This is a genomic window from Bacillus marasmi, from assembly GCF_902168435.1.
Lineage (GTDB): Bacteria > Bacillota > Bacilli > Bacillales > Cytobacillaceae > Bacillus_BU > Bacillus_BU marasmi.
Window position 1 is genome coordinate 170215 of sequence record NZ_LR656167.1, and the last position, 24128, is coordinate 194342.

At 38.4% G+C, this 24128-nt stretch carries 22 protein-coding genes; 18 read left to right on the forward strand and 4 right to left on the reverse strand.

What is annotated here, in order from left to right; genetic code table 11:
* Nucleotides 1-68: 68 nt before the first annotated feature.
* Nucleotides 69-887: a Cof-type HAD-IIB family hydrolase gene (locus tag FXW34_RS06770; protein ID WP_147533211.1), complete on the reverse strand. Its 819-nt coding sequence runs from the start codon at nt 885-887 to the stop codon at nt 69-71.
* A 180-nt stretch (nt 888-1067) separates the two neighbouring features.
* On the opposite strand from FXW34_RS06770, the gene FXW34_RS06775 reads away from it, so the two are divergent.
* The 6 genes from FXW34_RS06775 to FXW34_RS06800 all read left to right on the forward strand — a co-directional run bounded on the left by FXW34_RS06775 (nt 1068) and on the right by FXW34_RS06800 (nt 6908).
* A complete protein-coding gene (locus FXW34_RS06775) occupies nt 1068-1379 on the forward strand; it encodes a metal-sulfur cluster assembly factor (protein WP_147533212.1) in 312 nt (103 codons plus the stop codon).
* Entirely contained in the window at nt 1380-1718 is a 339-nt protein-coding gene (locus FXW34_RS06780) for a DsrE family protein (RefSeq protein ID WP_147533213.1), read from the forward strand.
* Nucleotides 1719-2360: 642 nt separating this feature from the next.
* Nucleotides 2361-3260: an ABC transporter ATP-binding protein gene (locus tag FXW34_RS06785; protein WP_425457408.1), complete on the forward strand. Its 900-nt coding sequence runs from the start codon at nt 2361-2363 to the stop codon at nt 3258-3260.
* Nucleotides 3261-3273: 13 nt separating this feature from the next.
* A complete protein-coding gene (locus FXW34_RS06790; protein WP_147533214.1) occupies nt 3274-4503 on the forward strand; it encodes an ABC transporter permease in 1230 nt (409 codons plus the stop codon).
* Nucleotides 4496-5623, forward strand: a complete 1128-nt coding sequence (locus tag FXW34_RS06795) for an ABC transporter permease (protein WP_147533215.1) — start codon at nt 4496-4498, stop codon at nt 5621-5623. The genes FXW34_RS06790 and FXW34_RS06795 overlap by 8 nt, the downstream gene beginning before the upstream one ends.
* Nucleotides 5624-5777: 154 nt before the next feature.
* Complete coding sequence (locus tag FXW34_RS06800; RefSeq protein ID WP_147533216.1) at nt 5778-6908, forward strand: TIGR04053 family radical SAM/SPASM domain-containing protein; 1131 nt, start codon at nt 5778-5780, stop codon at nt 6906-6908.
* Between the two features lie 111 nt (nt 6909-7019).
* Here FXW34_RS06800 and FXW34_RS06805 read toward each other — a convergent pair whose 3' ends face one another.
* Nucleotides 7020-7718 carry a Crp/Fnr family transcriptional regulator gene (locus tag FXW34_RS06805; RefSeq protein WP_147533217.1) on the reverse strand — a complete coding sequence of 233 codons (699 nt, stop codon included), beginning with the start codon at nt 7716-7718 and terminating at the stop codon, nt 7020-7022.
* Nucleotides 7719-8035: 317 nt separating this feature from the next.
* Between FXW34_RS06805 and moaA the strand changes: the two genes are divergently transcribed.
* Nucleotides 8036-9052 (forward strand): GTP 3',8-cyclase MoaA, encoded by a 1017-nt coding sequence (gene moaA / locus FXW34_RS06810; protein ID WP_147533218.1) that lies wholly within the window; start codon nt 8036-8038, stop codon nt 9050-9052.
* 278 nt (nt 9053-9330) lie between these two features.
* Here moaA and ric read toward each other — a convergent pair whose 3' ends face one another.
* Nucleotides 9331-10032 carry an iron-sulfur cluster repair di-iron protein gene (ric, locus tag FXW34_RS06815; protein ID WP_147533219.1) on the reverse strand — a complete coding sequence of 234 codons (702 nt, stop codon included), beginning with the start codon at nt 10030-10032 and terminating at the stop codon, nt 9331-9333.
* 214 nt (nt 10033-10246) lie between these two features.
* Here ric and FXW34_RS06820 point away from each other — a divergent pair, with 214 nt between their 5' ends.
* The 3 genes from FXW34_RS06820 to FXW34_RS06830 all read left to right on the forward strand — a co-directional run bounded on the left by FXW34_RS06820 (nt 10247) and on the right by FXW34_RS06830 (nt 12949).
* A complete protein-coding gene (locus FXW34_RS06820; RefSeq protein ID WP_147533220.1) occupies nt 10247-11563 on the forward strand; it encodes a molybdopterin molybdotransferase MoeA in 1317 nt (438 codons plus the stop codon).
* Nucleotides 11557-12099, forward strand: coding sequence for a molybdopterin-guanine dinucleotide biosynthesis protein B (gene mobB / locus FXW34_RS06825; protein ID WP_246140905.1), 543 nt, complete (start codon nt 11557-11559; stop codon nt 12097-12099). Before FXW34_RS06820 ends, mobB begins: the two co-directional genes overlap by 7 nt.
* Before the next feature lie 130 nt (nt 12100-12229).
* Nucleotides 12230-12949 (forward strand): YwiC-like family protein, encoded by a 720-nt coding sequence (locus FXW34_RS06830; RefSeq protein WP_147533221.1) that lies wholly within the window; start codon nt 12230-12232, stop codon nt 12947-12949.
* A 52-nt stretch (nt 12950-13001) separates the two neighbouring features.
* Here the strand turns inward: FXW34_RS06830 and FXW34_RS06835 are convergent, their stop codons facing one another.
* Nucleotides 13002-13694 carry a Crp/Fnr family transcriptional regulator gene (locus FXW34_RS06835; protein WP_147533222.1) on the reverse strand — a complete coding sequence of 231 codons (693 nt, stop codon included), beginning with the start codon at nt 13692-13694 and terminating at the stop codon, nt 13002-13004.
* Nucleotides 13695-14017: 323 nt separating this feature from the next.
* Between FXW34_RS06835 and argC the strand changes: the two genes are divergently transcribed.
* The 8 genes from argC to FXW34_RS06875 all read left to right on the forward strand — a co-directional run bounded on the left by argC (nt 14018) and on the right by FXW34_RS06875 (nt 24014).
* Complete coding sequence (gene argC, locus FXW34_RS06840; RefSeq protein ID WP_147533223.1) at nt 14018-15052, forward strand: N-acetyl-gamma-glutamyl-phosphate reductase; 1035 nt, start codon at nt 14018-14020, stop codon at nt 15050-15052.
* A 13-nt stretch (nt 15053-15065) separates the two neighbouring features.
* Nucleotides 15066-16301 (forward strand): bifunctional ornithine acetyltransferase/N-acetylglutamate synthase, encoded by a 1236-nt coding sequence (gene argJ, locus FXW34_RS06845; protein WP_147533224.1) that lies wholly within the window; start codon nt 15066-15068, stop codon nt 16299-16301.
* A gap of 17 nt (nt 16302-16318) precedes the next feature.
* Nucleotides 16319-17083 carry an acetylglutamate kinase gene (gene argB / locus FXW34_RS06850; protein WP_147533225.1) on the forward strand — a complete coding sequence of 255 codons (765 nt, stop codon included), beginning with the start codon at nt 16319-16321 and terminating at the stop codon, nt 17081-17083.
* Between the two features lie 44 nt (nt 17084-17127).
* The gene (locus FXW34_RS06855) at nt 17128-18285 is read left to right on the forward strand and encodes an acetylornithine transaminase (RefSeq protein ID WP_147533226.1); all 1158 of its coding nucleotides are present in this window, start codon (nt 17128-17130) and stop codon (nt 18283-18285) included.
* Nucleotides 18286-18409: 124 nt separating this feature from the next.
* The gene (locus FXW34_RS06860) at nt 18410-19486 is read left to right on the forward strand and encodes a carbamoyl phosphate synthase small subunit (protein ID WP_147533227.1); all 1077 of its coding nucleotides are present in this window, start codon (nt 18410-18412) and stop codon (nt 19484-19486) included.
* On the forward strand, nt 19479-22598 hold the full coding sequence (locus tag FXW34_RS06865) for a carbamoyl-phosphate synthase (glutamine-hydrolyzing) large subunit (protein WP_147533228.1): 3120 nt from the start codon (nt 19479-19481) through the stop codon (nt 22596-22598). Before FXW34_RS06860 ends, FXW34_RS06865 begins: the two co-directional genes overlap by 8 nt.
* On the forward strand, nt 22595-23548 hold the full coding sequence (gene argF / locus FXW34_RS06870) for an ornithine carbamoyltransferase (RefSeq protein ID WP_147533229.1): 954 nt from the start codon (nt 22595-22597) through the stop codon (nt 23546-23548). Before FXW34_RS06865 ends, argF begins: the two co-directional genes overlap by 4 nt.
* A gap of 286 nt (nt 23549-23834) precedes the next feature.
* Nucleotides 23835-24014: a YjzC family protein gene (locus tag FXW34_RS06875; protein WP_147533230.1), complete on the forward strand. Its 180-nt coding sequence runs from the start codon at nt 23835-23837 to the stop codon at nt 24012-24014.
* Nucleotides 24015-24128: the final 114 nt, after the last annotated feature.

Sequence of the window (24128 nt, forward strand, 5' to 3'; positions counted from 1 at the left end):
TAGTATTACCGTAACAGAGGGATTTACAAAGGTAAGAGTTGGTTTGTCATTAAATTGTCAAAATTACCCTATAAAGCCTTTAAATTCAAATATTCATTTAAATATTCGGCGACGCCATCCTCTTCGTTTGTCAGCGTAACATCGTTGGCTATTGTTTTAACATGATTAATGCCATTTCCCATTGCGATGCCCTTTCCGGCGAATTCGAGCATTTCCAAGTCATTATCCTCATCGCCAAATGCAATAACACGCTCTTGCGGAATTTGATAGTAATCGCAAGCCCGCTTAAGCCCAACAGCTTTGTTCATTCCGCTTTTGATGATTTCAATTACATGCCAAGGGGCTGTCCAACTTCGATGGTCGACTACTTCAGCATGTACTGAGGATAGGTGTTCGCGGATTTTTTGCAAATGCACTTCATCGGTATGGATGAGCATGCTCGTTGGTGCGTCTGGTAGAAATCTAAGCAAGTCACCACTTGTAACATTTGGCTTATCAAGCTGGAAAATTTCAATTAATTTTTCATCATGATAATGAAGATAAACGTCATCTCTAATTTCAGCGATAATATTATGAAAAGAAAAGGAGTCAAGTGCTTCGATAATTTCCTTTGTAACCCTTAAATCAAGAGGAGAATGAAAAATACCCCACTTATCATTATTCGGGTGGTGAATAAATGCCCCATTAAAGTTTACAATAGGTGTATCTAATTCTAACTCACGATAATACATTTCACTCGAGCGGTAGGGTCTGCCTGTTGCGATCATGACAATGTGTCCCTCTTCACGTGCTGTACGGATTACCTTTTTTGTTCTAGAAGTAATTTTCTTATCATCCGTTAATAAAGTACCATCAAGGTCTAATGCAATAAGGTGTTTATTCGTCATAGATTCCCCTTCTCTTATTTATATAATGATCCTCTTAAGTGTAACTGAGGAAGTTTAGCGTATTGTTGTGAAAGTGTTAAGCTTGGGAAAATATTGCTAACATGGTAAACTAATTTTATGATTTTTTTGAAAGAAAATGCAAATAGATTGTCCAAAACTTTTCGATATGGAGTGATATAGATGGATGAAGCATTAAAAGAAAACATGATGGGTGCCCTTGAATTGGTTATCGACCCTGAGCTAGGTGTCGACATTGTCAATTTAGGACTTGTATACGATATTGAATTAGATGAAAACGGGAAGGCTACGGTAACGATGACGTTGACTGCGATGGGGTGCCCGCTTGCTGGAACCATCGTCGATCAAGTGAAAACGGCATTAGCTGATATCCCAGAAGTGAAGGAAACAGAAGTGAATATTGTCTTTAATCCGCCTTGGACAAAGGATAAAATGTCTCGCTATGCGAAAATTGCTTTAGGGGTACGTGATTAGATGAATAACAAAGTGATTTTAGTAAGTTCTGATACGCTTGGAAACGGTGAAAAGGAGTTAGGTGAAGGCATTTTAGAAACATTCTTCACTCTGTTAAAACAACGTGAAGATTTACCGACTGCGATATTTTTTATGAATAGTGGAGTGTTTACACTTACCGAACAATCTTTGATTTCAGTTCATATTAAAGAGCTTGAGGCCAAAGGTGTTGAGATTCTTGCCTGCAAAACGTGCGTTGATTATTATGACATCGAAAATCAATTAATTGCAGGGAAAATAAGCAGTATGGCAACATTTATTGACCTTGCTGCAAAACATGAAGTCATTACCATTTCTTAGTAACAAATAGGCTGGGACATAAGTATTTCAGCTAAACAAAAAACCGAACTATTAGGAAATTCTTACTTAGAATATCCAAATAGTTTGGTTTTTTTATTCTTGTATTCAATAGGCACTACCTTGAAATAACGTGTGTGCAAATTTTTTTGCACGGGAGTTTGTTAACCCGAATGTTGATTTACTTGTGGTTAATAATAAGCGGAAGAATTCCGCTTATTTTGGGAAATACCCATATTTCCCTAAAAATAACAGGAGTTTTTCCGCTTATTTCATAAAAATCACTGTATTTTGTCTTTTTGAGAGCAATTAAGCGGAAATTCTCCTTTTATTTCAGACCATTTAGCCCCCCTTACATACAATAAGGGGAAATTCTCCGCTTATTTTTTCTCATACCTTCATCAAAATCACCAATGAACTTTAACATAAAATCATTTAGTTCTGTCCAAGCTCCTTTTTGTTGTCAAAGGCAGTGTTTTCTTAGGGTGGTTATGAAGTCAAAACATTGCTAAAATATTCACAAATATCCGAATAATCTTAGGGCTAATTATGTATGGTAAAGGTAGGACAAACGTGAAGAAATGTGAGAGGTGAGTAGGTGTGAGTATATTAACTGTTAGAAATTTGCAGAAAAGCTTTGGCGACATGGCAGCCGTTAAAGATGTTACTTTTTCTGTGGAAAAGGGCGAGGCGTATGGATTATTAGGACCAAATGGAGCAGGGAAATCGACCATTATTAACATGATAACTGGCCTGTTTTTACCAACATCAGGACGCATTCACTTAAATGATATAGATGTGATTAAAAATCCAAAACAAGCGCAAAAGTCGATAGGAGTTGTACCACAGGATATAGCATTGTATCAGGATATGTCGGCTAAGGAGAATTTGAAGTTTTGGGGAAGAATGTACGGCTTATCTGGTAAAGCATTGAACGATAGCGTTGAGGAAGTTCTCGAAATTATTGGGCTTACAGATCGTTCAAAGGGTAAGGTCAATACATTTTCCGGTGGAATGAAGCGGCGTGTAAATATTGGCGCTGCAATACTCCATAAGCCTGAACTTCTCATCATGGATGAACCGACTGTTGGAATCGACCCACAATCCCGAAATCATATTTTGGAAACAATCAAAACCTTGAATAGTCAAGGCATGACCATTATTTATACAAGTCATTATATGGAGGAAGTTGAATACCTGTGTCAGCGTATCGGTATTATTGACCATGGTGAGCTTATTGCATCAGGAACGATGCCAGAATTGCGTGAAACCATTGGTGATAGGTCACGAATTATCTTATCTTATGATGGAGAACTGCCGGAAGCAGCAAAGCTGCAGCATGAATTAGCAGGCATATTTCCTGAAAAGGACATAACTATTCTAGATCAAAAACTAACTGTTTTTCATAAGGAACCACAGTTGGTTCTTACTGATTTTATTAAGGCAGCCACTAGTACAGGGGCAAAAATTAATTCGGTTGATATTGTTGAACCGAATTTAGAAAGTGTCTTTTTACATTTAACCGGACGTAGTTTGAGAGATTAGGGGAGGGAGAATCATGAGTTTTTTCTGGCTGGCAGTAAAAGATTTACTGCTTACTTGTCGTGATAAAAAGGCCTTATTAACGCTCATTGCTATGCCTCTTTTGCTTATAGCTATTTTAGGTGCGGCATTCGGTAATGTTTTTCAGGAAGAAGGCAATGTAACCATTGATAAATTCACGCTAGGTATAGTGAATCATGACAATGGTGACCTAGGAAAGGTATTAACTGAAGATGTATTTTCAGAGGCGCTTTCAGAACAAATTCGCGTTAAAAGTCTAGATGAAAATGAGCTTAATAAACAAATTGAAACTCGAAAGCTGTCAATAGGCATCATTATTCCAGATGATTTTTCAACAAACATAACGACGGGAAAAGAAGCTAAGGTAAAGTTGATTTCTGTACCTAATCCTGGAATTAAGGCTACTATTGTCCAAAGTGTCCTTGAGCAGTTTACGCAATCTGTAGCAGTTGAAGCGGAGCTTACTAAAATTGCGATGCAGCAAGCGTTACAATCTGGTATGACCATTGAGCAATTCCAAGCAGGTCTTAGTGATGCCTCACAGGAACAAGAAATTAATCCAGATAGCTATAAAAACCTCGTAACTGAAAAAACAGTAAAAGCGGATAGTGAGCCTGTTGGAGCCTTTCAGTACTATGCTGCGGCGATGGGCGTAATGTTTCTTTTGATTACCGTCACGGATGGGGTATCCGCAATGATCCAAGAGAAGGAACAGGAGGTGTATAAGCGCTTGCTTGTATCAAAACTCAGTTTCGGAAACTACCTAACTGGTAAAATGCTGGGTCTCATCGTCATCAGTTTAATTCAAGCGTCAGTCATCATTATTGGAACAACAATTTTGTTCGATGTCGATTGGGGCAGTTCGCTTTCGGGGATTGTTTTGAATACATTCGCGTTTGTGATGAGTGCATGTGGACTTGGAGTGCTCGTTGGCTCTTTTATAAAAAAAGAAAAAACCTTCAGTGTTGCAGCCATGCTTGGTACGCAAATTATGGCTGCTTTAGGAGGAAGCATGGCCCCGCTTTACATTTTTCCTGACTGGGCTGTTTTAGCAGGTAAGTTTCTGCCAAACGGACTTGCGTTGCAGACATATTTAGACTTAATGTCTGATGCTACATTTATTGAAGTTATCCCCGAGGCTGCAATTAGCCTAGGTATTGGCATTGTTTTTTTCGCGATTGGTTTAATGCGCCTTTCAATTGAGAGGAGGGGCAGCTATGCATAGGATATGGACAATTCAATTGTTACATTTAAAGGAATTTGTTAAATCACCTGCTGCCTGGGTGTTAATGATTGTTATGCCAGTTGTATTTAGTTATATTTTTGGCGGGATGGCAATGAACGCCGAAACTTCTAAGCCGATTGTAAATATCGTTGCAGGAGACGATGCAGTTTCAATTGAAGTAATTGAGCTATTAAAGCAAAATGACCAATATCAATGGGAAAAAGCGTCAGAAGCGAAGGCAAAGAAAAATGTTCTCGAACAAGAAGCCATCGCTGCTGTTGTAATCCCTGATAACCTCAAGGATAAATTTTCTAACGACACATCATTGTTTGAAACGATTATTCAGCGAAAAAGCGAGCAATATCTAGGACTAGAACCATATTTAAATGGAGTAGCCCAGCTATTGATTCGATCATATCAAGCGACGGGTAATCTCGATGAAGTAGAGTTTGCAAAGGTGCTTGGGGCGGTTAACTCCACACCACAAATCGTCGTAAACAAAGAAATCATTCAGAAAAATAATGAATCGAAAGCTGCTGTCAATTTAATGTTTATTGGTTTTGCGATTATGTTTATGATGTTTGGATTATCAGGGGCGGCTTCAGAAATCCTGGATGAAAAACACAATGGTACCTGGTCGCGTTTGTTTATTTCACCGGCAACAAAGCTTGAAATCAGCTTAGGTTATTTGGGTTCATACTTTATTCTTGGGTGGATTCAATTCGGCATGCTGATGCTTGCGATGAAATTAATGTTTGATATTGAATGGGGAAATCTCGGATATCTAATACCTTTTGCATCACTCGTTATTTTATGTGTGGTGGGGTTTGGCTTAATGATTTCTGGCTTAGTAAAAACAAAACAGCAAGCGATGGCTTTAAGTGCGGTCCTTATTACCAGTACGTGTATGCTGGGAGGAGTATATTGGTCGCTCGATTTAGTTCCGGAATTTATGCGAAAAATATCTCTCGTTGTCCCCCAAAGCTGGGCGATGTCTGGCTTTGAAGAAATCATCAGCGGAAGCCTTCATTCTGGAACGCTCATTAAAGATACATTGGTTTTACTAGGATTCACGATAGTGTTTTTTCTGATTGGTTTACGCTTAATCAAATATGATTAGTTTGATGCAGTAAAATGTCACTATTTTGCCATTTAGACAACCTTCTGTAAAAAAATCCTTTCAACATTGTGATGAACTTCACTTTTGAAATAAGGAATGAGACTTATAATACATTTACAAGTTGTTTGAAATGGAAAATAGGAGGCGAATCAAAATGGTCTTTAATCGAGATTTTAATCAAGATCCATTTATCGTCATATGGGAATTAACAAGAGCTTGTCAGTTAAACTGTCTGCATTGTCGTGCAGAAGCACAATATAGACGTGATCCAAGAGAGCTTTCTTTTGAGGAAGGTAAAAACTTAATTGATCAAATAAAAGAATTGAATAATCCGATGCTCGTTTTTACAGGTGGAGATCCATTAGAGCGAGAAGATGTTTTTGATATCGCAAAATACGCTGTTGATAAGGGTGTTCGGGTTTCTATGACACCTAGTGCAACACCAAACGTAACAAAGGAAGCAATCCAAAAAGCCAAAGAGGTTGGTCTTTCACGTTGGGCGTTTAGTTTAGATGGACCGACAGCAGAAATTCATGACCATTTCCGCGGCACGAGCGGTTCATTCGCATTAACGATGGAGAGAATTAAATATCTTCATGAGCTTGAAATTCCAATTCAAATTAATACAGTCATCTCACGTTATAATATCGATCATTTAGAAGAAATGGCAAGGCTAGTAGAAGAGCTAGAATGTGTATTATGGAGCGTTTTCTTCCTAGTGCCAACAGGGCGTGGCCAAACTAGTGATATGATTTCTCCCGTACAGCATGAACAGGTATTTACATGGCTTTATAAGTTAAGCAAGACCGTACCTTTTGATATAAAAACAACTGCAGGCCAACATTATCGCCGTGTTGTGATTCAGCAAAAGAAACGGGAAGCAAAGGAGCAACCGACTGAAATTCAATATTTAGATGCATTAACAGAACAAGGTTTAACGGGTTCTATCGATGGCTTGGGTCGTGCACCAAAAGGAGTAAATGATGGGAACGGCTTTATATTTATTTCACACATTGGCGACGTATATCCTAGTGGATTGCTCCCAATCAAAGTTGGTAATGTACGGGAAACTCCACTTGCGAAGATTTATCGCGATTCACCAGTATTGAAGGCATTGAGAGATCCTGACCAATATAAAGGAAAATGTGGTCAATGTGAATTCCGTCATGTTTGTGGTGGGTCACGCTCTCGTGCATATGCTATGACAGGAGATTATCTAGAAAGCGAACCATTCTGCGTTTATATTCCAAAAGCCCTTCGTAAAAAAGAAGTAGCTGTTCAATAGCGTATTTTAAAATTTTCATCCAACGTGAAGTGTCTAATGGAAATTCCACAAGCATATATAAAAAGAGGCTGACCTTTGCAATTAAAGTCAGCCTCTTTTATTAAAAATAGGTCATTCAATACTACAGTAAACTGCAGGACAGTTTTCGCAGCCAATTTCATCCTTTAAATATTGTAAATCATGGACAAAAATCTTCCCCTTTTTTATCGATATTACGTTTTCTCGTTTAAGCTCATTTAGGATTCTGTTTGTACTTTCGCGTGATGTACCACAGAAATTGGCTAGCTCCTGATTGGTTAGTGGTAAATCAATCAGGATACCATCTGGTGATTCTTTTCCATAACTATTGGTCATTCGGATTAAAGTAGAAAATAGAGCGCCTCTTTTCCCATTCAAGACAAGGTCTCGGAACTTTGTTTGAGTTTTTCGGAAATGGTCACTCATCCATTTCATAAATTCAAACGCTAAGGAGCTGTTTTGAAAGATTTCTTTTTCCAGAACATCCTTGCGTATGGCTGCGACTTCACCCTCTTCAATTACAAGTCCGCTTAGTAAATATTTTGGATTTTCAGTGAATAAGGTTAACTCGCCACATAAATCGTTCGCACTGCATATTCTTAATGACAATTCGCGACCATCGGCAGATATTTTACTAATTTGAACTTTGCCAGAAAGAACGAGATATAGCTCTTCTGCAGTTGTTCCTTCCTGAAATAGGTATGTTCCTTTTTTTGTATGAATAATTCGATCAGTAAATCGAAGTAATTCTTTTATTTCAAGTGGTTTAGTTGCTTTCATTGTATCAGGCATTGTCATCACCCTTTAATTAATATCATTCCCAAAGTAAAAAATAATTATTGCTCCTAATTCTAACATCAACATAGTGTTATTTAAAGATAATAAAATAAGGAAGAATCTAATACTTTTAATATTCTTAGTAAAATTCACAAAAACGACAAAAAATAATATAATATGACGTGTTTTGTGATAATGTCGAAGGATAAACACATTCTGAAAGCCTTGAAGTATGTACGAATAGATAATTTTGTGAGATAATTAACAGTCAAAGAACCGTTTTCACTATTACAATATTTATAAGGACTTCTATATATATGGAGTTGAACTATATGACTAAACAGCAAGTAAGAGACCAGTTAAATCGTCCGCTTCGAGATATTCGAATATCGGTCATAGATCGATGTAATTTTCGTTGTCAATATTGTATGCCTGCCGAGCTTTTTGGCCCTGATTTTACCTTTTTACCAAGATCAGAATTACTCTCCTATGAGGAAATTCATCGACTTGCCAGTATTTTTATTAGTTTAGGCGTTGAGAAAATTAGACTGACGGGTGGAGAGCCGTTAATGAGGAAGGATTTACATATCCTCATTAACATGCTGTCTAAAATTGAAGGACTCAAAGATATTGCCCTCACAACAAATGGCGTAATGCTTCCAAAGCATGCCGAGCAGTTAAAGGCAGCAGGCTTAAAACGAGTTAATATTAGTTTAGACAGTTTAAATGATGAATTATTCGGTGAAATAAATGGAAGAAATGTTGGAGTCGGTCCTGTTCTTAAAGGAATAGAAGCAGCAAAAAAGGCTGGTCTGGGCATCAAGATTAATATGGTTGTGAAAAAAGGTCTTAATGATACTGAAGTCATTCCAATGGCAAAATTCTGCAAAGAGAATGACTTAGAACTTCGTTATATTGAGTTTATGGATGTGGGTAGCACGAATGGCTGGAAAATGGATGATGTCGTCACAAAAAAGCAAATTTATGAGATGCTGAAGGAGCATTTTGAATTTGAACCAGTGGAGGCCGCTTATTACGGAGAAGTTGCAAAACGCTATCGCTATAAAGGCACGAATACGGATGTTGGTTTCATTACGTCTGTTTCCGAATCGTTCTGTTCAACTTGTACACGTGCAAGATTATCCGCTAATGGGCAAATTTTCACCTGTTTATTTAATGGAAATGGTCATGATATAAAGGAATTTATGCGCAGTGGCGTTTCAGATAAGGAAATTGAACAACGCATCAAAGATATTTGGAATCATCGCCAGGATCGCTACTCAGATGAGCGAACCGAAGAAACAAGAAAAGCTCGCAAAAAGATAGAGATGTCATATATTGGCGGTTAGTAAGAAAAGCGGAAGGCGCCTGCTTATCGGCTTGTGACCACAAGCCGATGGTGCCTGGAGCTAGATAAATCGAAAAGCGGAAGCGGCTCGCCCAGGGGCGACAGGCACAAGTCGAATAACGCAAGAGAAGATAGTCTCTAGAGGGATTTGACTTGTGATCCCGAGCCCCTAGCCGCTGGAGCTAGATATGTTAGAGGGTTGCAATCTAGATTGCAACCTTTTTCCATATTATTAAACAAAAAACAACTCCCATGAAATGGGAGTTGTTTTAGCGATACTTAATAATATCTAGGGAATAGGATGTTGTTCTCAAGATGAACGTGCATGAAAGTTTCTGCTTCAAGCATTTCAAGGCGTTTATATACTAATCGATATGTTCCACAAGCATCGATTGGTGGTACGTAATCAGAAGTAATATCCCGTAATTCAAATAGAATCGCACCAGCTGCATCATGCTCTTCTTCAAGCTTCTTAAGCTCAGCAACTGTCTTTTCGCGTTCTTCGCCTTCAAGCTGATCTAATGTTAACAGTGTAGGGAAAATAGTTGCTTCTTCCTTTGCTGTATGCTCAAGCAATTCCTTTTTCAAAGCGAAAAATAAATCATGAACTCTTAGGAATTCAGGATGAGAATCACCATGGACCTTTGCAACCTTTGTAACATAAGGGCTAAGCATAGTTAATTCTTCCTCTAAAGGACGGTGATATTTTTCAATGATGTGATTGATGAGGGTTTCGGAATCAGTGTTTGTCCAAACTTCCATATCAACTGGCTCACCAGCACTCTTTTCGTAAACCTGTGCTAAGTCTTCCATTAATTTATCAACATTAACATTTCTTTCTGCAGCAGCTTCTTTTACTGGTCGGTTCCCTCCGCAGCAGAAATCAATTCGATAGCTTTTAAATAGGTCAGCTGACTTTGGGATTTCGTTTACAATATCTCTTACTAACGATGTATCACTAAATGGCATTGTTGTTGTCATAAAAAAGTTCCTCCTTGATATCCCTTTGTATTAACTTCCTCTATAGCATATAAAAAATGGACTTCCATCAAGGTGATTAATATCACACAGAAACGGTGTTTTTACTAACATGCCAATATCAAGGGTGGTTTATGACAAGGAAAAAAAGACAAAAAACTGTGATAAAATGCATGTAATATTGATTTTTATTATGATTATAATGTAAAAGCATATAATGAACATAAGCATTATTTCATACATAGTCGTTCATAATGAGGAGCTGATTACAGTGTTAAATAGAAAGCCAATTCCAATTGCTGAAGCCGTGCAGTTGGTAATGAATTATAAGCAAAATGGACAAGCAGAATATGTTTCGATTTTTGAAAGCCATAATCGTTATTTAGCAGAGGACCTTGTTGCTACAAGTGATGTACCTCATTTTGACCGAGCACCATATGACGGATTTGCGATACGTTCTATCGATTCAAAGGATGCATCATTGAATAACCCGGTTGAATTTGAAATTGTTGATCATATTGGTGCAGGGCATGTTTCTGATAAAGAGGTCGGAAATTTCCAAGCCGTGAGAATAATGACTGGTGCACAAATGCCAACAGGTACTGATGCTGTCGTAATGTTAGAGCTTGCCAAGGATATTGAAAAAGACGGCGAAAAATTCATGTCAATTAAACGCTCTTATAAAAAGGGTGACAATGTTTCTTTTACTGGAGAAGATGCAAAAAAAGGCGAAGTTCTTGTAAAAAAAGGGACATTGATTAATCCTGGGATTCAGGCGATGCTAGCGACATTCGGTTACGCACAGGTTCCTGTTGCCAAAAAACCAGTAGTAGGCTTATTCGCAACGGGCACTGAGTTGCTGGAAGTCGATGAACCGCTTGAACCTGGTAAGATTCGCAACAGTAACTCCTATATGATTTCTGCACAGATTGATCGGGCTGGAGCTGAAGTGATATATTTTGGGAAGCTTCCAGATGAATTTGATACGTGCTTCGAGGCGGTAAGCGGTGCATTAGATAAAGTTGATCTACTTATCACCACGGGTGGGGTGTCGGTAGGAGATTTTGATTTTATGCCAGGGATTTATGAAAAAATGGGAGCAGAGGTACTATTTAATAAAGTGGCGATGCGTCCTGGAAGTGTTACGACTGTTGCTCAATATCAAGGTAAGCTATTATTTGGTTTGTCTGGCAATCCGTCTGCCTGCTATGTGGGTTTTGAGTTATTTGCGCGACCCATTATTCGTACGATGCTTTGTAATGAAAAACCACATCTCCGCAAGGAAACGGCTATCTTAGAGGTGGATTTTCCTAAGGCCAATCCATTTACGAGGTTTGTCCGTAGTGCAACAACGATTAAAAACGGCAGCTTAGTAGCAGCGCCGAGCGGTTTGGATAAATCCAATATTGTCATGAGTTTAGCAGGTGCAAATTCTTTGATGATTTTACCTGGAGGCACTAGAGGTTACGAGGCTGGTATTAATGTGGATGTTCTCTTACTTGAAGATACAACAGGTAGCGTGTGGCCTTGGTAACATATCAAACGCAACCAGTTGTTTTCCAGTTAGCGGGTTATTCTAATAGTGGGAAAACAACGCTAATGACTAAATTAATCTCCGCATTGAACTCTGATGGAAAAATGGTCGCGACACTTAAGCATCATGGGCATGGCGGCAAGCCTGATCTTTTACAAAATAAAGACTCCAGTCAGCACCTTAATGCAGGTGCCATTGCCTCACTCGTTGAAGGAGAGGGGAGAATCCTCCTTCAGGCTGAAAGGCAAAGCTGGTCGATTCAGGAGCAAATACAGATTTTAGCTCAACTACAGCCAGATTTTATATTGATTGAAGGACATAAACAGGAAGACTTTCCAAAAGCTGTTTTAGTCAGAAGACATGAGGATTTAGAGCTTTTATCAAATTTAAAAAATATAGTCGTTGTTTTTTACTGGGATATGGAGATCATCAAAAATGATTCACTACTAGGTAAAAACGCTTTCCATATTGATGATCCAGTTGGGCTAATATGGATAAAGGAATTTCTTTATCAAATGAAGAATACAAATAAATAGCACATATATTACAAAATGAAGGCAAATCACGGGGATTGCCTTCATTTTTTTGTTGAGATGTGACGAACTTCACTTTTATAAGGGGGGGATTCTCCTATAGTAAAATTAGAAAGACAAAGGAGTGATTCGCATGCAATTATTTTTACCGAAACAACATGGTGCATGGGCAATGCTTATTATACCATTTTGGCTTGGTGTGGCCGCTTCTGGTTTTTTGTGGCAGCATATTCCATTCTTTTTTGGATGGTTGTTTTTATATTTAGCAACTTATCCGTTGCTTTTGCTATTTAAAAAGAAAAAGATTCCATTTTATACTAAATGGGCAATTATTTATCTTATTCCTGCATTAGTATTATTAATAATTGTTTTGATATCGAGACCTACGATTATTTACTTCGGGCTTTTAATGATACCGTTCTTTTTTATTAATGCATACTTTTCTAGTAAAAATAATGATCGTGCCTTTTTAAACGATGTTAGTGCGATATTTACTTTTTCAATTGCCGGACTTGCGAGCAGTTATTTATATAATGGTAGTATTAATGAATCTACAATTTTAATTTTTATTGCTTCGATATTATTTTTTACTGGTAGTACTTTTTATGTAAAAACGATGATTCGCGAGAAAAAAAATGAGCAGTTTAAATGGATTTCCTGGGGTTATCATATCGCGGTACCGATTATTTGGGCTGCGCTTGGTCAGTGGATTGTTGCAATCGCGTATATTCCGAGTTTAGTCCGGGCGTTTTATATGTATGGAAAACCGTATTCAGCAAAGCAGGTTGGGATTTATGAAATCGTAAACTCTTGTATTTTCTTTAGCATTATCGTCGCAGCCATTTACCTATAAGATATGAAAAAGAAGCTAGCCGAAATGGCTAGCTTCTTTTTCATATTGGTTGTTAGGACATATTGCATATTTCTATTGGGCAGTTCTCGCAATCGATTTCTTGTTTGATATAATGGAGGTTGTGGATGGTAATCATTCCCTTATTAACGGAGATGATACCGAGCTTCCTTAGTTCACTTAAGAATCGATTGACAACTTCTCGTGAAGTGCCACAAAAATTTGCCAACTCTTGATTAGTAAGATTAATATTTAAGAGAATACCATCTTCAGTTTTTACACCAAAGCTATTTGCAAGTCGGATTAGCGTTGAATATAAAGCACCTTTTTTTCCGTTTAAGATAAGATCGCGGAATTTTGTTTGCGTTTTTTGCTGTTGAAGACTCATCCATTTAACAAATTCAAGGGCAAGGAAGTGATTGGTGGATAATTTACTCTCTAATTGCTGTTTGCTAATGACGATTACTTCACCGCTTGTAATAACTTTTCCGGTTACCATGTATCTTTGTGAAGCATGAAATAAGGATAGCTCCCCGATTATATCATCTTGTTTACACATTCTGAGGGTAAGCTCGCGTCCGTCTGGAACGATTTTACTTACTTGAACAGTCCCGCTGAGGATGATGAACAGTTCATCAGCGAGGGCATCTTCTTGAAATAAAAAGGTCCCTTTTTCAATTTTTTGCGTATATCCAATAGAGTGGAATAATTCAATTAGTTCAGTTGATAGTCCAGTAATTGTTGTCATATTCATTACCACCTTTTTGTGCGGTAAACGCACTTAATATGTTCCGTGGCAGCAACTAAAGAATCTATATTAAAATTCAATACATTTAGCAAATCGTGTTGAATGTTAGTTTCGATTCTAAGTTATAAAAGGTATTGAATTATATCACTATAATTATAGTGTAAACCCTAGCTAACAATCAATTAGTTTGATTGTACGTTCACATATTATTTAAAAATATATTGATTTTATTTTTCTTAATTTTTATAATTATAGAATCATGAATTTATAATTATAAAAAATAATGATTAAATATACATTATTATGATTAAAGGGGGAGCAAAATGAACGTATCAATAATTGGAACTACAGGATATGGTGGCGGTGAGCTGTTTCGTCTTTTGCATCATCATCCCATATTTAATATACAATCTGTCCATACAACGAGAGATGAAATTCCTTTATCAAAGGAATTTCCGCATTTACATGGAATAACAGACATTCATCTTGAAAAAATTGACCCTGAGAAAATTGCCAAGCAATCAGACATTGTATTTTTAGCCACTCCACACGGAGTTTCGTCAAAGCTTGTACCTGAATTCTTAAAAACTGGTATTCAAATTGTCGATTTATCAGGAGATTTACGCTTGACTGATGGGAATGTATATCGCGAGTGGTATAAGCATGAGCCAGCTTCAACTGAGGTATTGGAGAAAGCTGTTTACGGATTACCTGAATGGAATAAACACAATATTGCAAAAGCGCGTTTGTTATCAAATCCTGGCTGCTATCCTACAGCCACTTTGCTTGGACTTGCTCCAGTGGTACAGGAAAATATCATTGATCCATCAATGATTATTGTTGACGCAAAATCAGGTGCATCCGGTGCAGGACGAACAGCATCTAAACCTTTGAGCTTCTCAGAAATAAATGAAAACCTACGAATTTATAAAGTGAATCAGCATCAGCATATTCCTGAAGTGGAGCAGCAGCTCAAGCTTTGGAATGGTGCTGTTGAACCAATCAGCTTTAACACTCACTTGTTACCAATAACAAGAGGGATTATGGCAACGATGTACTTGAAGCTTACTAAATCTGTAAGTACCGAGGACATTATTACTTTATATAATGAAAAATATCAGAATCAACCATTTGTTAAAATTCGTCCTGCCGGCAATTTCCCAGAAATCAAAGAGGTTAGTGGATCTAATTTCTGTGATATTGGCTTACATGTTGACGAAAGAACAAATCGATTAACGGTTGTTTCAGTGATTGATAATTTAATCAAGGGTGCAGCAGGTCAAGCAATTCAAAACGCTAATATTATGAACGGACTCGATGAGCGTACAGGATTAGACTTTGTCCCTTTGTTTCCTTAAGGAGGAATAACGGATGCAAACATTATCCGCTGTAGATAAAATCAAAACAATTGAAAATGGTAGTATTTTAACTCCGCTTGGCTTTCAAACCGGAGCGGTTGCTGCTGGGATTCGTTATACAAAGCTTGATTTAGGGGTTATTTTTAGCGAGAAGCCAGCAAGCAGTGCAGCCGTTTATACAACTAATTTATTTCAAGCAGCTCCGATTAAAGTGACTAAGGAAAGCATTTCGGTTGAAGGAGGAAAGCTCCAGGCTGTTGTTGTTAATAGTGGCTGTGCCAACGCTTGTACAGGCAAACAAGGCTACGAGGATGCCATTAACATGCGAAATTTAACTGCAAAGAAATACGGTCTAAAAGAAACACAAGTAGCTGTAGCGTCAACAGGTGTCATTGGCGAATGTCTACCGATGGATAAGGTTGAAGCAGGTATCGAGGCGTTATCACTTGGAAATTCAAAAAACGACGCAGAAAACTTTCAAACGGCAATATTAACAACTGATTTAGTGATGAAAAGCAGCTGCTATTCAGCTGAAATTGATGGCAAAACGGTTTATATGGGTGGGACATCAAAAGGATCTGGAATGATTCATCCAAATATGGCAACAATGCTAGCTTTCTTAACGACTGACGCTAATATCTCATCAGAAAATCTTTCACTTGCTTTAAAGCAAATCACTGATAAAACCTTTAATCAAATTACGGTTGATGGTGACACGTCAACAAATGATATGGTACTTGTTATGGCGAATGGAATGGCGGAAAATAACCCATTATCGTCAGAGCATCCAGACTGGGAAATCTTCGTTGAATTGTTAAGAGTAAGCTGTGAAAGCTTAGCTAAGCAAATTGCCAAAGATGGTGAAGGCGCAACAAAGCTAGTAGAAGTAGAAGTTAAGGGTGCTGTAAACGATTCAGAAGCACGTTGGGTTGCCAAGCAGATAATTGGTTCGAGTCTTGTTAAGACTGCGGTCTATGGTGCTGATGCAAACTGGGGTCGCATCATTGGAGCAATTGGTCAAAGTAAGGCTGCTCTTGATCCGGAGAATGTGGATGTCGCGATTGGGCCTATCAAAATGCTTGAAAAAAGTGAGCCGCTGAAGTTTTCAGAGGAAGAAGCGTTAGCATATTTAAAACAGGATTTTATTCAAATTTTTGTAGACCTTCATTATGGAGAGGGCTATGGAAAAGCATGGGGCTGCGATTTATCCTATGATTATGTAAAAATCAATGCCAGCTATCGTTCTTAACGTTAGGGGAGAAGAAAATGAATATAGTCGTAATAAAATTGGGCGGAAGCGTTATCGATGAACTCGCATTGGGATTTTACCAAAGCCTTGATGAGCTCATAGGTGAAGAATATAAACTCGTATTCGTACATGGTGGTGGACCAGATATTAATGACATGCTTGCGCTCAACAATGTGAAGCCTGAGTTTGTGAACGGATTAAGAAAAACCGGTCTTGATACATTGAAGGTTGTTGAAATGACATTAGCGGGTCAAACAAATCGTAAATTGGTTTCGTTATTAACAAATCATAATTTAGCTGCAATCGGCGTAAATGGCAGTGACGGAAAGCTATTGAATGCTGAGTTTATTAATCAGGAAGAGCTTGGATATGTTGGTGAAATCACCGAAGTAAACACAGATTTGATTAATTTGTTAATACAACAAAACTACATCCCGGTCATTACACCAATTGGGATTGCACCTAGTGGAGATAAGCTAAACATTAACGCTGATTATGCTGCTGCTGCAGTTGCTAAAGCATTAAAGGCTGAACAATGTCTATTTGTAACGAATGTTGACGGAGTTTTAATCGAGGGTAAACTAGCTTCTAGCCTAAACGAATCGGAAATAAACACATATATTGAAAATGGGGAAATTAGCGGAGGAATGATTCCGAAGGTTCAATCAGCCCTAGCTGCTGTAGAAAAAGGAGTCGATTCCGTTATGATAGTTTCTGGGAAAAATCCATTTTACAAAAATGGAACCTGGCACGGCACTAGTGTGACGAAACGAAAAGCATAAGGCACTTGCTGCTTATGCGAGACATGGAAGGAGCCGATGATTAAATGAGTAATTTATTTCAAACCTATGGCCGTTGGGAAATTGAGCCAGCCTCTGCACAAGGAAGCTGGATGACTGATATCAATGGGAAAAAATATTTAGATTTTACCTCTGGTATTGGGGTTTGCAATATTGGCCACAGACCGGAAAAAGTTCAACAGGCTGTTCTAGAGCAAATCAATCAATATTGGCATGTTTCTAATTTATTTACGAATTCAAAGCAAGAAGAAGCCGCTACTAAATTGGCAACTGCAGCTGGAATGGATCGTGTCTTTTTCGCAAACAGTGGTGCTGAGGCTAATGAAGGTGCCATTAAACTAGCTAGAAAAGCAACAGGGCGAACAAAAATCATTACATTCCTGAATTCCTTCCACGGTCGTACATTTGCAACAATGTCTGCTACTGGTCAGGATAAAATTAAGCATGGCTTTGGTCCAATGCTTGAAAAATTTGTTTATGTTCCATACAACGACCTAGAAGCAGTAAAAGCAGCAATAGGAGATGACGTTGCCGCTGTCATGCTTGAGGTTGTCCAAGGTGAAGGCGGAATCCATGTTGGTGACCAATCATTCCTACAAGGTGTTGAAGCGCTTTGTAAGGAGCATGGTGCTCAGTTTATTATCGATGAAATTCAAACTGGAATTGGTCGTACTGGTAAACCATTCGCATTTCAATATTTTGGCTTAACACCAGATATTGTGACATCTGCAAAAGGATTGGGAAGTGGTTTTCCTATCGGTGCTGTTATCGGAAGAGAACACCTAAGTGAATATTTTGGACCAGGAAGTCACGGTTCAACCTTTGGTGGTAACCCAGTGTCCATTGCTGCTGCAATTGCGACCATGAATGAAATCTTTCATAGCGAGTTGTTAGAAGCAGTTCAAGAAAAAGGAAAATATTTAGTTGAGCAAATTCAAAACAACTTAAGTGACGTACCATTTATAAAAGAGGTACGCGGCCTTGGGCTTATGATTGGAATCGAGTGTGATCAAGCGGTTGCTCCTTTGTTAAGCGAGCTTCGCAACCAGGGTTTAATCTTATTACAGGCAGGCGAAAAAGTGATTCGCCTATTACCGCCTTTAACCGTTACAAATCAGGAAATTGATGAAGCTGTTAAGATTTTAGCGGCAGTCATTAAAAATAGCGATGCTGTGAAAGCATAATAAATGTATAAAATGCCCCTGTCTTAAGCCTGTTTTTAAGACAGAGGCAAATTTTTTGTAAAAAATAATGCATAATTATGAATTAGTATGATATATTTATACAAAAACCTTCGAGGTGTTAAATATGCGCGGAATGTTAAAATTATCAAGTGGGGAAGTTTTTGAAGGAAAGTGGAAGACGAATACTACTTTTGAAGAAGCATTTGGCGAAGTTGTTTTTTATACAGGAATGACTGGCTTTCAAGAGGTCTTAACTGACCCCTCCTATAAAGATCAAATCGTTGTATTTACGTATCCGTTAATCGGAAACTACGGAATAAATGAAGCTGATTTTGAAAGTGCAATGCCACACGTTGCTGGTGTTATTGTGTATGAAGCAAATGAAGAAGTATTTCATTATCAAGCAAAATATTCGCTTAAGCAATATTTAGAAAAGTGGAATATCCCGTTGCTTGATGAAATCGATACGAGAGCACTTGTGAGGAAAATTCGTGATCAAGGTTCCATGCCAGCAGTCATATCAAAGCATATAGTAAGTCAAAGTGAGATTATTTTGAAAGACAACTGTAAAGTCGAGGAAGTATCGACTTCTGAGATTACGAAGCTTGGTGAGGGTGATCACCATGTTGTTGTCGTCGATTTTGGCTTTAAGCATTCAATCGTGGCATCACTATTGGCACGTAATTGTGAAGTAACAATCGTTCCTTACAACACGAGCTTTGACGCTATCGTTGCCTTAAAGCCAGACGGGATCCTACTATCGAATGGACCTGGAAATCCAAAGGATGTGAGCGAGGAACTTACGAAAATTAATAAACTCGTTCATAAATATCCAACACTGGGAATTTGCCTAGGACATCAGCTGACTGCGTTAGCACTCGGAGCCGATACGGCAAAGCTTACTTTCGGACATCGTGGTGCGAATCATCCTGTTTGTGATTTAGTGACAAACCATGTCTTTATGTCTTCGCAAAATCATAGCTATGTCGTTGATAAGGATAGCTTGTTTGGAACAGGTTTAAATACACGCTTCTATAATTTGCATGACCAATCGGTTGAGGGATTAACACATGATACATTGCCGTTACGAACTGTTCAATTTCACCCAGAAGCAAATCCAGGACCAAGTGATAGTGAATATATCTTTGATGAATTTATCGATTTAGTTAAAAATAACGGGAGAGTAGCTACTTATGCCTAAAGACACTAGTATAAAATCCATTCTTGTTATCGGTTCAGGACCAATCGTAATCGGTCAGGCAGCAGAATTTGATTATGCCGGCACACAGGCATGCATGGCGTTGAAGGAAGAAGGCTATCGCGTCATCCTTGTTAACAATAATCCAGCAACGATTATGACAGATGAATTCTGCGCTGATTCTGTCTATTTTGAACCACTTACTGTTGAAAGCTTAGAAAAAATCATCACTAAAGAACGCCCGGACGGAATGCTTGCGACAATCGGTGGGCAGGTCGGTCTAAACCTTGCCTTTCGTCTTAGTGAGGCGGGCATATTCGAAAAATACGGCGTAAAGCTTTTAGGAACCTCAATTGAATCGATTAAAAAAGGAGAGGACCGTGAAGCCTTTCGTGCACTAATGAATGAATTGGGTGAACCTGTACCCGAAAGTACGATTGTTCACACAAAAGAAGAGGCTGTTCAATTTGCGAATGAAATTGGTTTTCCAATTATCATTCGTCCTGCTTATACCCTTGGTGGAACAGGTGGAGGAATTGCCAATAATCTTAACGAGCTAATTCATTTAGTTACAAGCGGCTTATCTGAAAGTGCCATCAATCAATGCTTAATCGAAAAAAGTATCGCTGGCTTTAAGGAAGTCGAATATGAAGTCATGCGTGACGCTAACAATACCTGTATTACTGTTTGTAATATGGAAAACATTGATCCGGTTGGAATTCATACTGGTGATTCAATTGTAGTAGCACCATCGCAAACCTTAACTGATGACGAATATCAAATGCTACGTACAGCTTCAATTAAAATTATCTCTGCCTTAAAAATTGTCGGGGGCTGTAATATTCAATTCGCTCTTGATCCATATAGCAAGCAATATTACTTAATTGAGGTAAACCCTCGGGTCAGTCGTTCCTCAGCATTAGCATCAAAGGCGACTGGATATCCAATCGCGCGTATGGCAGCTAAATTAGCAGTTGGCTATTCTTTATCAGAGCTAATTAACCCGGTAACAGGTGAAACATTTGCAAGCTTTGAGCCAGCCTTAGATTATGTTGTCGTGAAATTCCCGAAATGGGCTTTTGATAAATTCCCACAAGTGAATCGTAAGTTGGGTACACAAATGAAGGCGACTGGCGAGGTAATGGGAATCGATCGTAATCTTGAACGTTCATTGTTTAAGGCGATTCATTCTTTGGAAATTGACAACGAGGACTTAATTTTACCAAGCCTACAAAATAATACCGTTGAAGAGCTGAAGGAAATGATGCTCGGTCAAACGGACGAGCGACTGTTTGTTATTTTCGAATTAATCCGTCGTGGTGTTGGTATTCAGGAGATTCATCAGCAAACGAAAATTGATTTATTTTACTTAACTCGTTTTAACAAACTTATTGAGCTTGAAAAGGAGATAGCTGTAACAAATAATGAAACTGTTACGAAAGAAGCGTTACAGCTTTACAAAAATAAAGGCTTTGGAGATCAATTCTTAGCGGGTCAATGGGGCATTACAGAGAGTGATGTCCGAAAATTGAGAAAAGAAATGGGAATTCTTCCAGCCTATAAAATGGTTGATACATGTGCAGCAGAATTCCATTCCGTTTCAAATTACTACTATTCAAGCTACAGCGGGGAAAATGAGCAAAGTCCTTCTAATAAGCAAAAGGTGTTAATTATTGGTAGCGGACCAATCCGCATTGGTCAAGGTATTGAATTTGATTACTGTTCAGTCCATGGAGTACTGGCGTTAAAAGACGAAAATATCGAAACCATTATGATTAACAATAACCCTGAAACGGTGAGTACTGATTTTGCTACCGCTGATAAGCTTTACTTTGAGCCATTAACAATTGAATCTGTGTTGAATGTCATGGAAGCTGAAGAAATCAATGATGTGATTGTGCAGCTAGGGGGCCAAACCGCGCTTAATCTTGCTGATAAGCTTGAAGCGCTAGGTGTGAATCTTCTCGGCACAAGTTCAGAAATGATTGATTTATTAGAGGATCGTGAACGCTTCTATCAGCTTCTAGATGAACTTGAAATCCCACGTGTTCGTGGCGATATCGCAAATAACGAAGCTGAATTATTGAGTTGCGTAGCGGAACTTGGTTACCCAATTTTGCTTCGTCCATCTTATGTCATTGGCGGAAGAGGGATGGAGGTTCTTAAAAATCAACAAGAGCTAGATAAAACACTAGCAAGTGGTACCATTTCATACCCAATTTTAGTAGACCAGTACATTTACGGCCATGAAGCTGAGCTTGATTTGGCAGCAGATGGGGAAAATATTCTAGTACCGACAATTGTTGAGCACATCGAAAAAACCGGCGTACACTCTGGGGATAGTATGTCAATTCTTCCAGCACAAAGCTTTTCTAATGAAACAGAAAAAACAATGCTGACATATGCTGAAAAAATTGTGAAAAAACTCAATTATAAAGGTTTAATGAATATTCAATTTATTGTAACTGACAAATCTGTGTTAGTATTAGAAGTGAATCCGAGAGCAAGTCGTACGGTGCCAATTGTGAGTAAGGTAACAGGACAACCACTTGTGCAAATTGCGACAAAGATACTTCTTGGAAAATTATCACTATCAAATCGTGAAAAACAAAACAAGCCAGTATCCTTGCCATTTATTACGATTAAATATCCTGTGTTCTCAAACTATGCACTTCACGGACTAGATTCAAAGGTCGGTCCGGAAATGAAATCTACTGGTGAGGGGATAAGCATAGCAGCAAATTTCGAGGAAGCGCTGGCTAAATGGCTACATGTGAACGTGAAGAAATCTATTTCTGGCGGAAAGCTTGTTTGTGGGAACGTCGATGATATTTCTGAGCTTACACAATTAGCGAAACAGGCAAATATTGAAATTGTTCAAACCGAGAAGCTTGAAGAGGCACTAGCTGATTGCAATACGATTGCCTTCTTTAATACACAAAAGCAGGAAACAGATATTAAAGCACGCCAAATGGCGACTCGAAACAGAATTATTACATTTACTGAACTTGAAACGGCAAAAGCATTCTTAATCGCAGTGGCTGTTAAGGATTGGGAGGTTCAATCCATCAGTCATTGGCATGAAACCATAAATAAGGACGTGACGGTAGGATGATTCAAACGTATGATACACAATTAAAAGGAAAAGATTTATTAACATTAAAGGACCTTCCAGCTCAGACTATTCAAGCATTGGTGGAAAGAGCTATCAAATTGAAACAAGAAAAGCTAGCTGGTATTGATCATGGTAAACCGCTAGCTGGCAAAATTCTTGGTATGATTTTTGAAAAATCATCAACAAGAACGCGCGTATCTTTTGAAGCGGGCATGCTTCAATTAGGTGGGCAAGCAATTGTCATGAACAGTAAGGATTTACAAATTGGCAGAGGTGAGCCCATTTCTGACACTGCAAAAGTCATGTCTCATTATATCGACGGAATTATGATTCGTACTTTTTCTCATTCTATCATTGAAGAATTGGCCGAACATGCAACTATTCCTGTCATTAATGGCTTAACAGACCTATATCATCCTTGTCAGGCACTGGCAGATTTGCAAACTGTTTATGAGCAAAAGGGCAAGTTTGCTGGTTTGAAAATGGCTTATATCGGTGATGGTAATAATGTGGCTCATTCATTAATGATTGCATGTGCAAAAATGGGAATGGATATCGCGATTGCTTCACCTAAAGGCTATGAGCCAGATGCAGAGGTAACTGAAGCAGTGCATGGTTTTGCTGCTGAAAGCGGAGCAAAAGTGCTTATTACAAACGACCCTGTTGCAGCTATTAAGGATGCAGATGCGGTTTATGCGGATGTTTGGACGAGCATGGGACAGGAAGAGGAAAATGAAATTAGATTAAAAGCGTTTGAAGGCTTCCAAATTAATGATGAGTTAGTAAAACATGCAAAGTCAGATTATATTTTCTTACATTGCTTACCAGCGCACAGAGAAGAAGAAGTAAGCGCAAGCGTCATTGATGGACCAAATTCAGCTGTCTTCGAACAAGCCGGAAATAGACTACATGCCCAAAAAGCATTGTTAGTTGAAATCTTAAAAGATTAAATATCGTGTTTTTTAGAAGGAGACCAACTCGCACGGTTTGTGTGGGTTGGTCTTTTTGGTTTGTCCAAGTATTAATAGTGAGGTAGCTGTTAAGTGTTGTCATTTTTTGTCGAAAAGCGGATAAACTGCCAAATTCGTCGGATAAACTGCCCAAAACGTCGGTTAAACCGCCAAAATCGCGGATAAATATTAGGCAGCCCTCAAAATCCTTATTTTTCTTGCTAACAATTTCGTCCTAAATGGAGATAATAGCAAGTGAACCAACATCTAAGGAGGTTTAAAGAGAATGGGGCAAAATAGACAATTTAGACCAGGTCATAAAGCGCCAAATAATGGAGTTTACATTGAAATTGGTGACTCAGGCGATCAAGTAAACAAACCGAAAATGATTCGTTTGAAGGCAGGGGACAAGTTTCCGGAGAACTCGAACGATGACCGGGTATGGTCATATAAACGCAGACCATAAATATTTTAAGACAAAATTTGCCATCCAACCTGCGGATGGCTTTATTTTTTCAAAAAATAGGAATATAATATACATAAAGGTCAGGAAAGGTCAAACTGGAAAAATGGCCATAAC

Excerpts from the sequence above, each read along its gene's own strand:
- FXW34_RS06785 (WP_425457408.1), top strand. The coding sequence starts at position 2,361 with ATGGCAGCCGTTAAAGATGTTACTTTTTCTGTGGAAAAGGGCGAGGCG.
- FXW34_RS06820 (WP_147533220.1), top strand. The coding sequence starts at position 10,247 with ATGAACATAAGCATTATTTCATACATAGTCGTTCATAATGAGGAGCTG.
- argC (WP_147533223.1), top strand. The coding sequence starts at position 14,018 with ATGAACGTATCAATAATTGGAACTACAGGATATGGTGGCGGTGAGCTG.
- FXW34_RS06770 (WP_147533211.1), bottom strand. The coding sequence starts at position 887 with ATGACGAATAAACACCTTATTGCATTAGACCTTGATGGTACTTTATTA.
- argB (WP_147533225.1), top strand. The coding sequence starts at position 16,319 with ATGAATATAGTCGTAATAAAATTGGGCGGAAGCGTTATCGATGAACTC.
- ric (WP_147533219.1), bottom strand. The coding sequence starts at position 10,032 with ATGACAACAACAATGCCATTTAGTGATACATCGTTAGTAAGAGATATT.
- FXW34_RS06865 (WP_147533228.1), top strand. The coding sequence starts at position 19,479 with ATGCCTAAAGACACTAGTATAAAATCCATTCTTGTTATCGGTTCAGGA.
- argJ (WP_147533224.1), top strand. The coding sequence starts at position 15,066 with ATGCAAACATTATCCGCTGTAGATAAAATCAAAACAATTGAAAATGGT.
- FXW34_RS06835 (WP_147533222.1), bottom strand. The coding sequence starts at position 13,694 with ATGACAACAATTACTGGACTATCAACTGAACTAATTGAATTATTCCAC.
- FXW34_RS06830 (WP_147533221.1), top strand. The coding sequence starts at position 12,230 with ATGCAATTATTTTTACCGAAACAACATGGTGCATGGGCAATGCTTATT.
- FXW34_RS06860 (WP_147533227.1), top strand. The coding sequence starts at position 18,410 with ATGCGCGGAATGTTAAAATTATCAAGTGGGGAAGTTTTTGAAGGAAAG.
- FXW34_RS06800 (WP_147533216.1), top strand. The coding sequence starts at position 5,778 with ATGGTCTTTAATCGAGATTTTAATCAAGATCCATTTATCGTCATATGG.
- FXW34_RS06795 (WP_147533215.1), top strand. The coding sequence starts at position 4,496 with ATGCATAGGATATGGACAATTCAATTGTTACATTTAAAGGAATTTGTT.
- FXW34_RS06805 (WP_147533217.1), bottom strand. The coding sequence starts at position 7,718 with ATGCCTGATACAATGAAAGCAACTAAACCACTTGAAATAAAAGAATTA.
- argF (WP_147533229.1), top strand. The coding sequence starts at position 22,595 with ATGATTCAAACGTATGATACACAATTAAAAGGAAAAGATTTATTAACA.
- moaA (WP_147533218.1), top strand. The coding sequence starts at position 8,036 with ATGACTAAACAGCAAGTAAGAGACCAGTTAAATCGTCCGCTTCGAGAT.
- FXW34_RS06855 (WP_147533226.1), top strand. The coding sequence starts at position 17,128 with ATGAGTAATTTATTTCAAACCTATGGCCGTTGGGAAATTGAGCCAGCC.
- FXW34_RS06780 (WP_147533213.1), top strand. The coding sequence starts at position 1,380 with ATGAATAACAAAGTGATTTTAGTAAGTTCTGATACGCTTGGAAACGGT.
- FXW34_RS06875 (WP_147533230.1), top strand. The coding sequence starts at position 23,835 with ATGGGGCAAAATAGACAATTTAGACCAGGTCATAAAGCGCCAAATAAT.
- FXW34_RS06790 (WP_147533214.1), top strand. The coding sequence starts at position 3,274 with ATGAGTTTTTTCTGGCTGGCAGTAAAAGATTTACTGCTTACTTGTCGT.
- FXW34_RS06775 (WP_147533212.1), top strand. The coding sequence starts at position 1,068 with ATGGATGAAGCATTAAAAGAAAACATGATGGGTGCCCTTGAATTGGTT.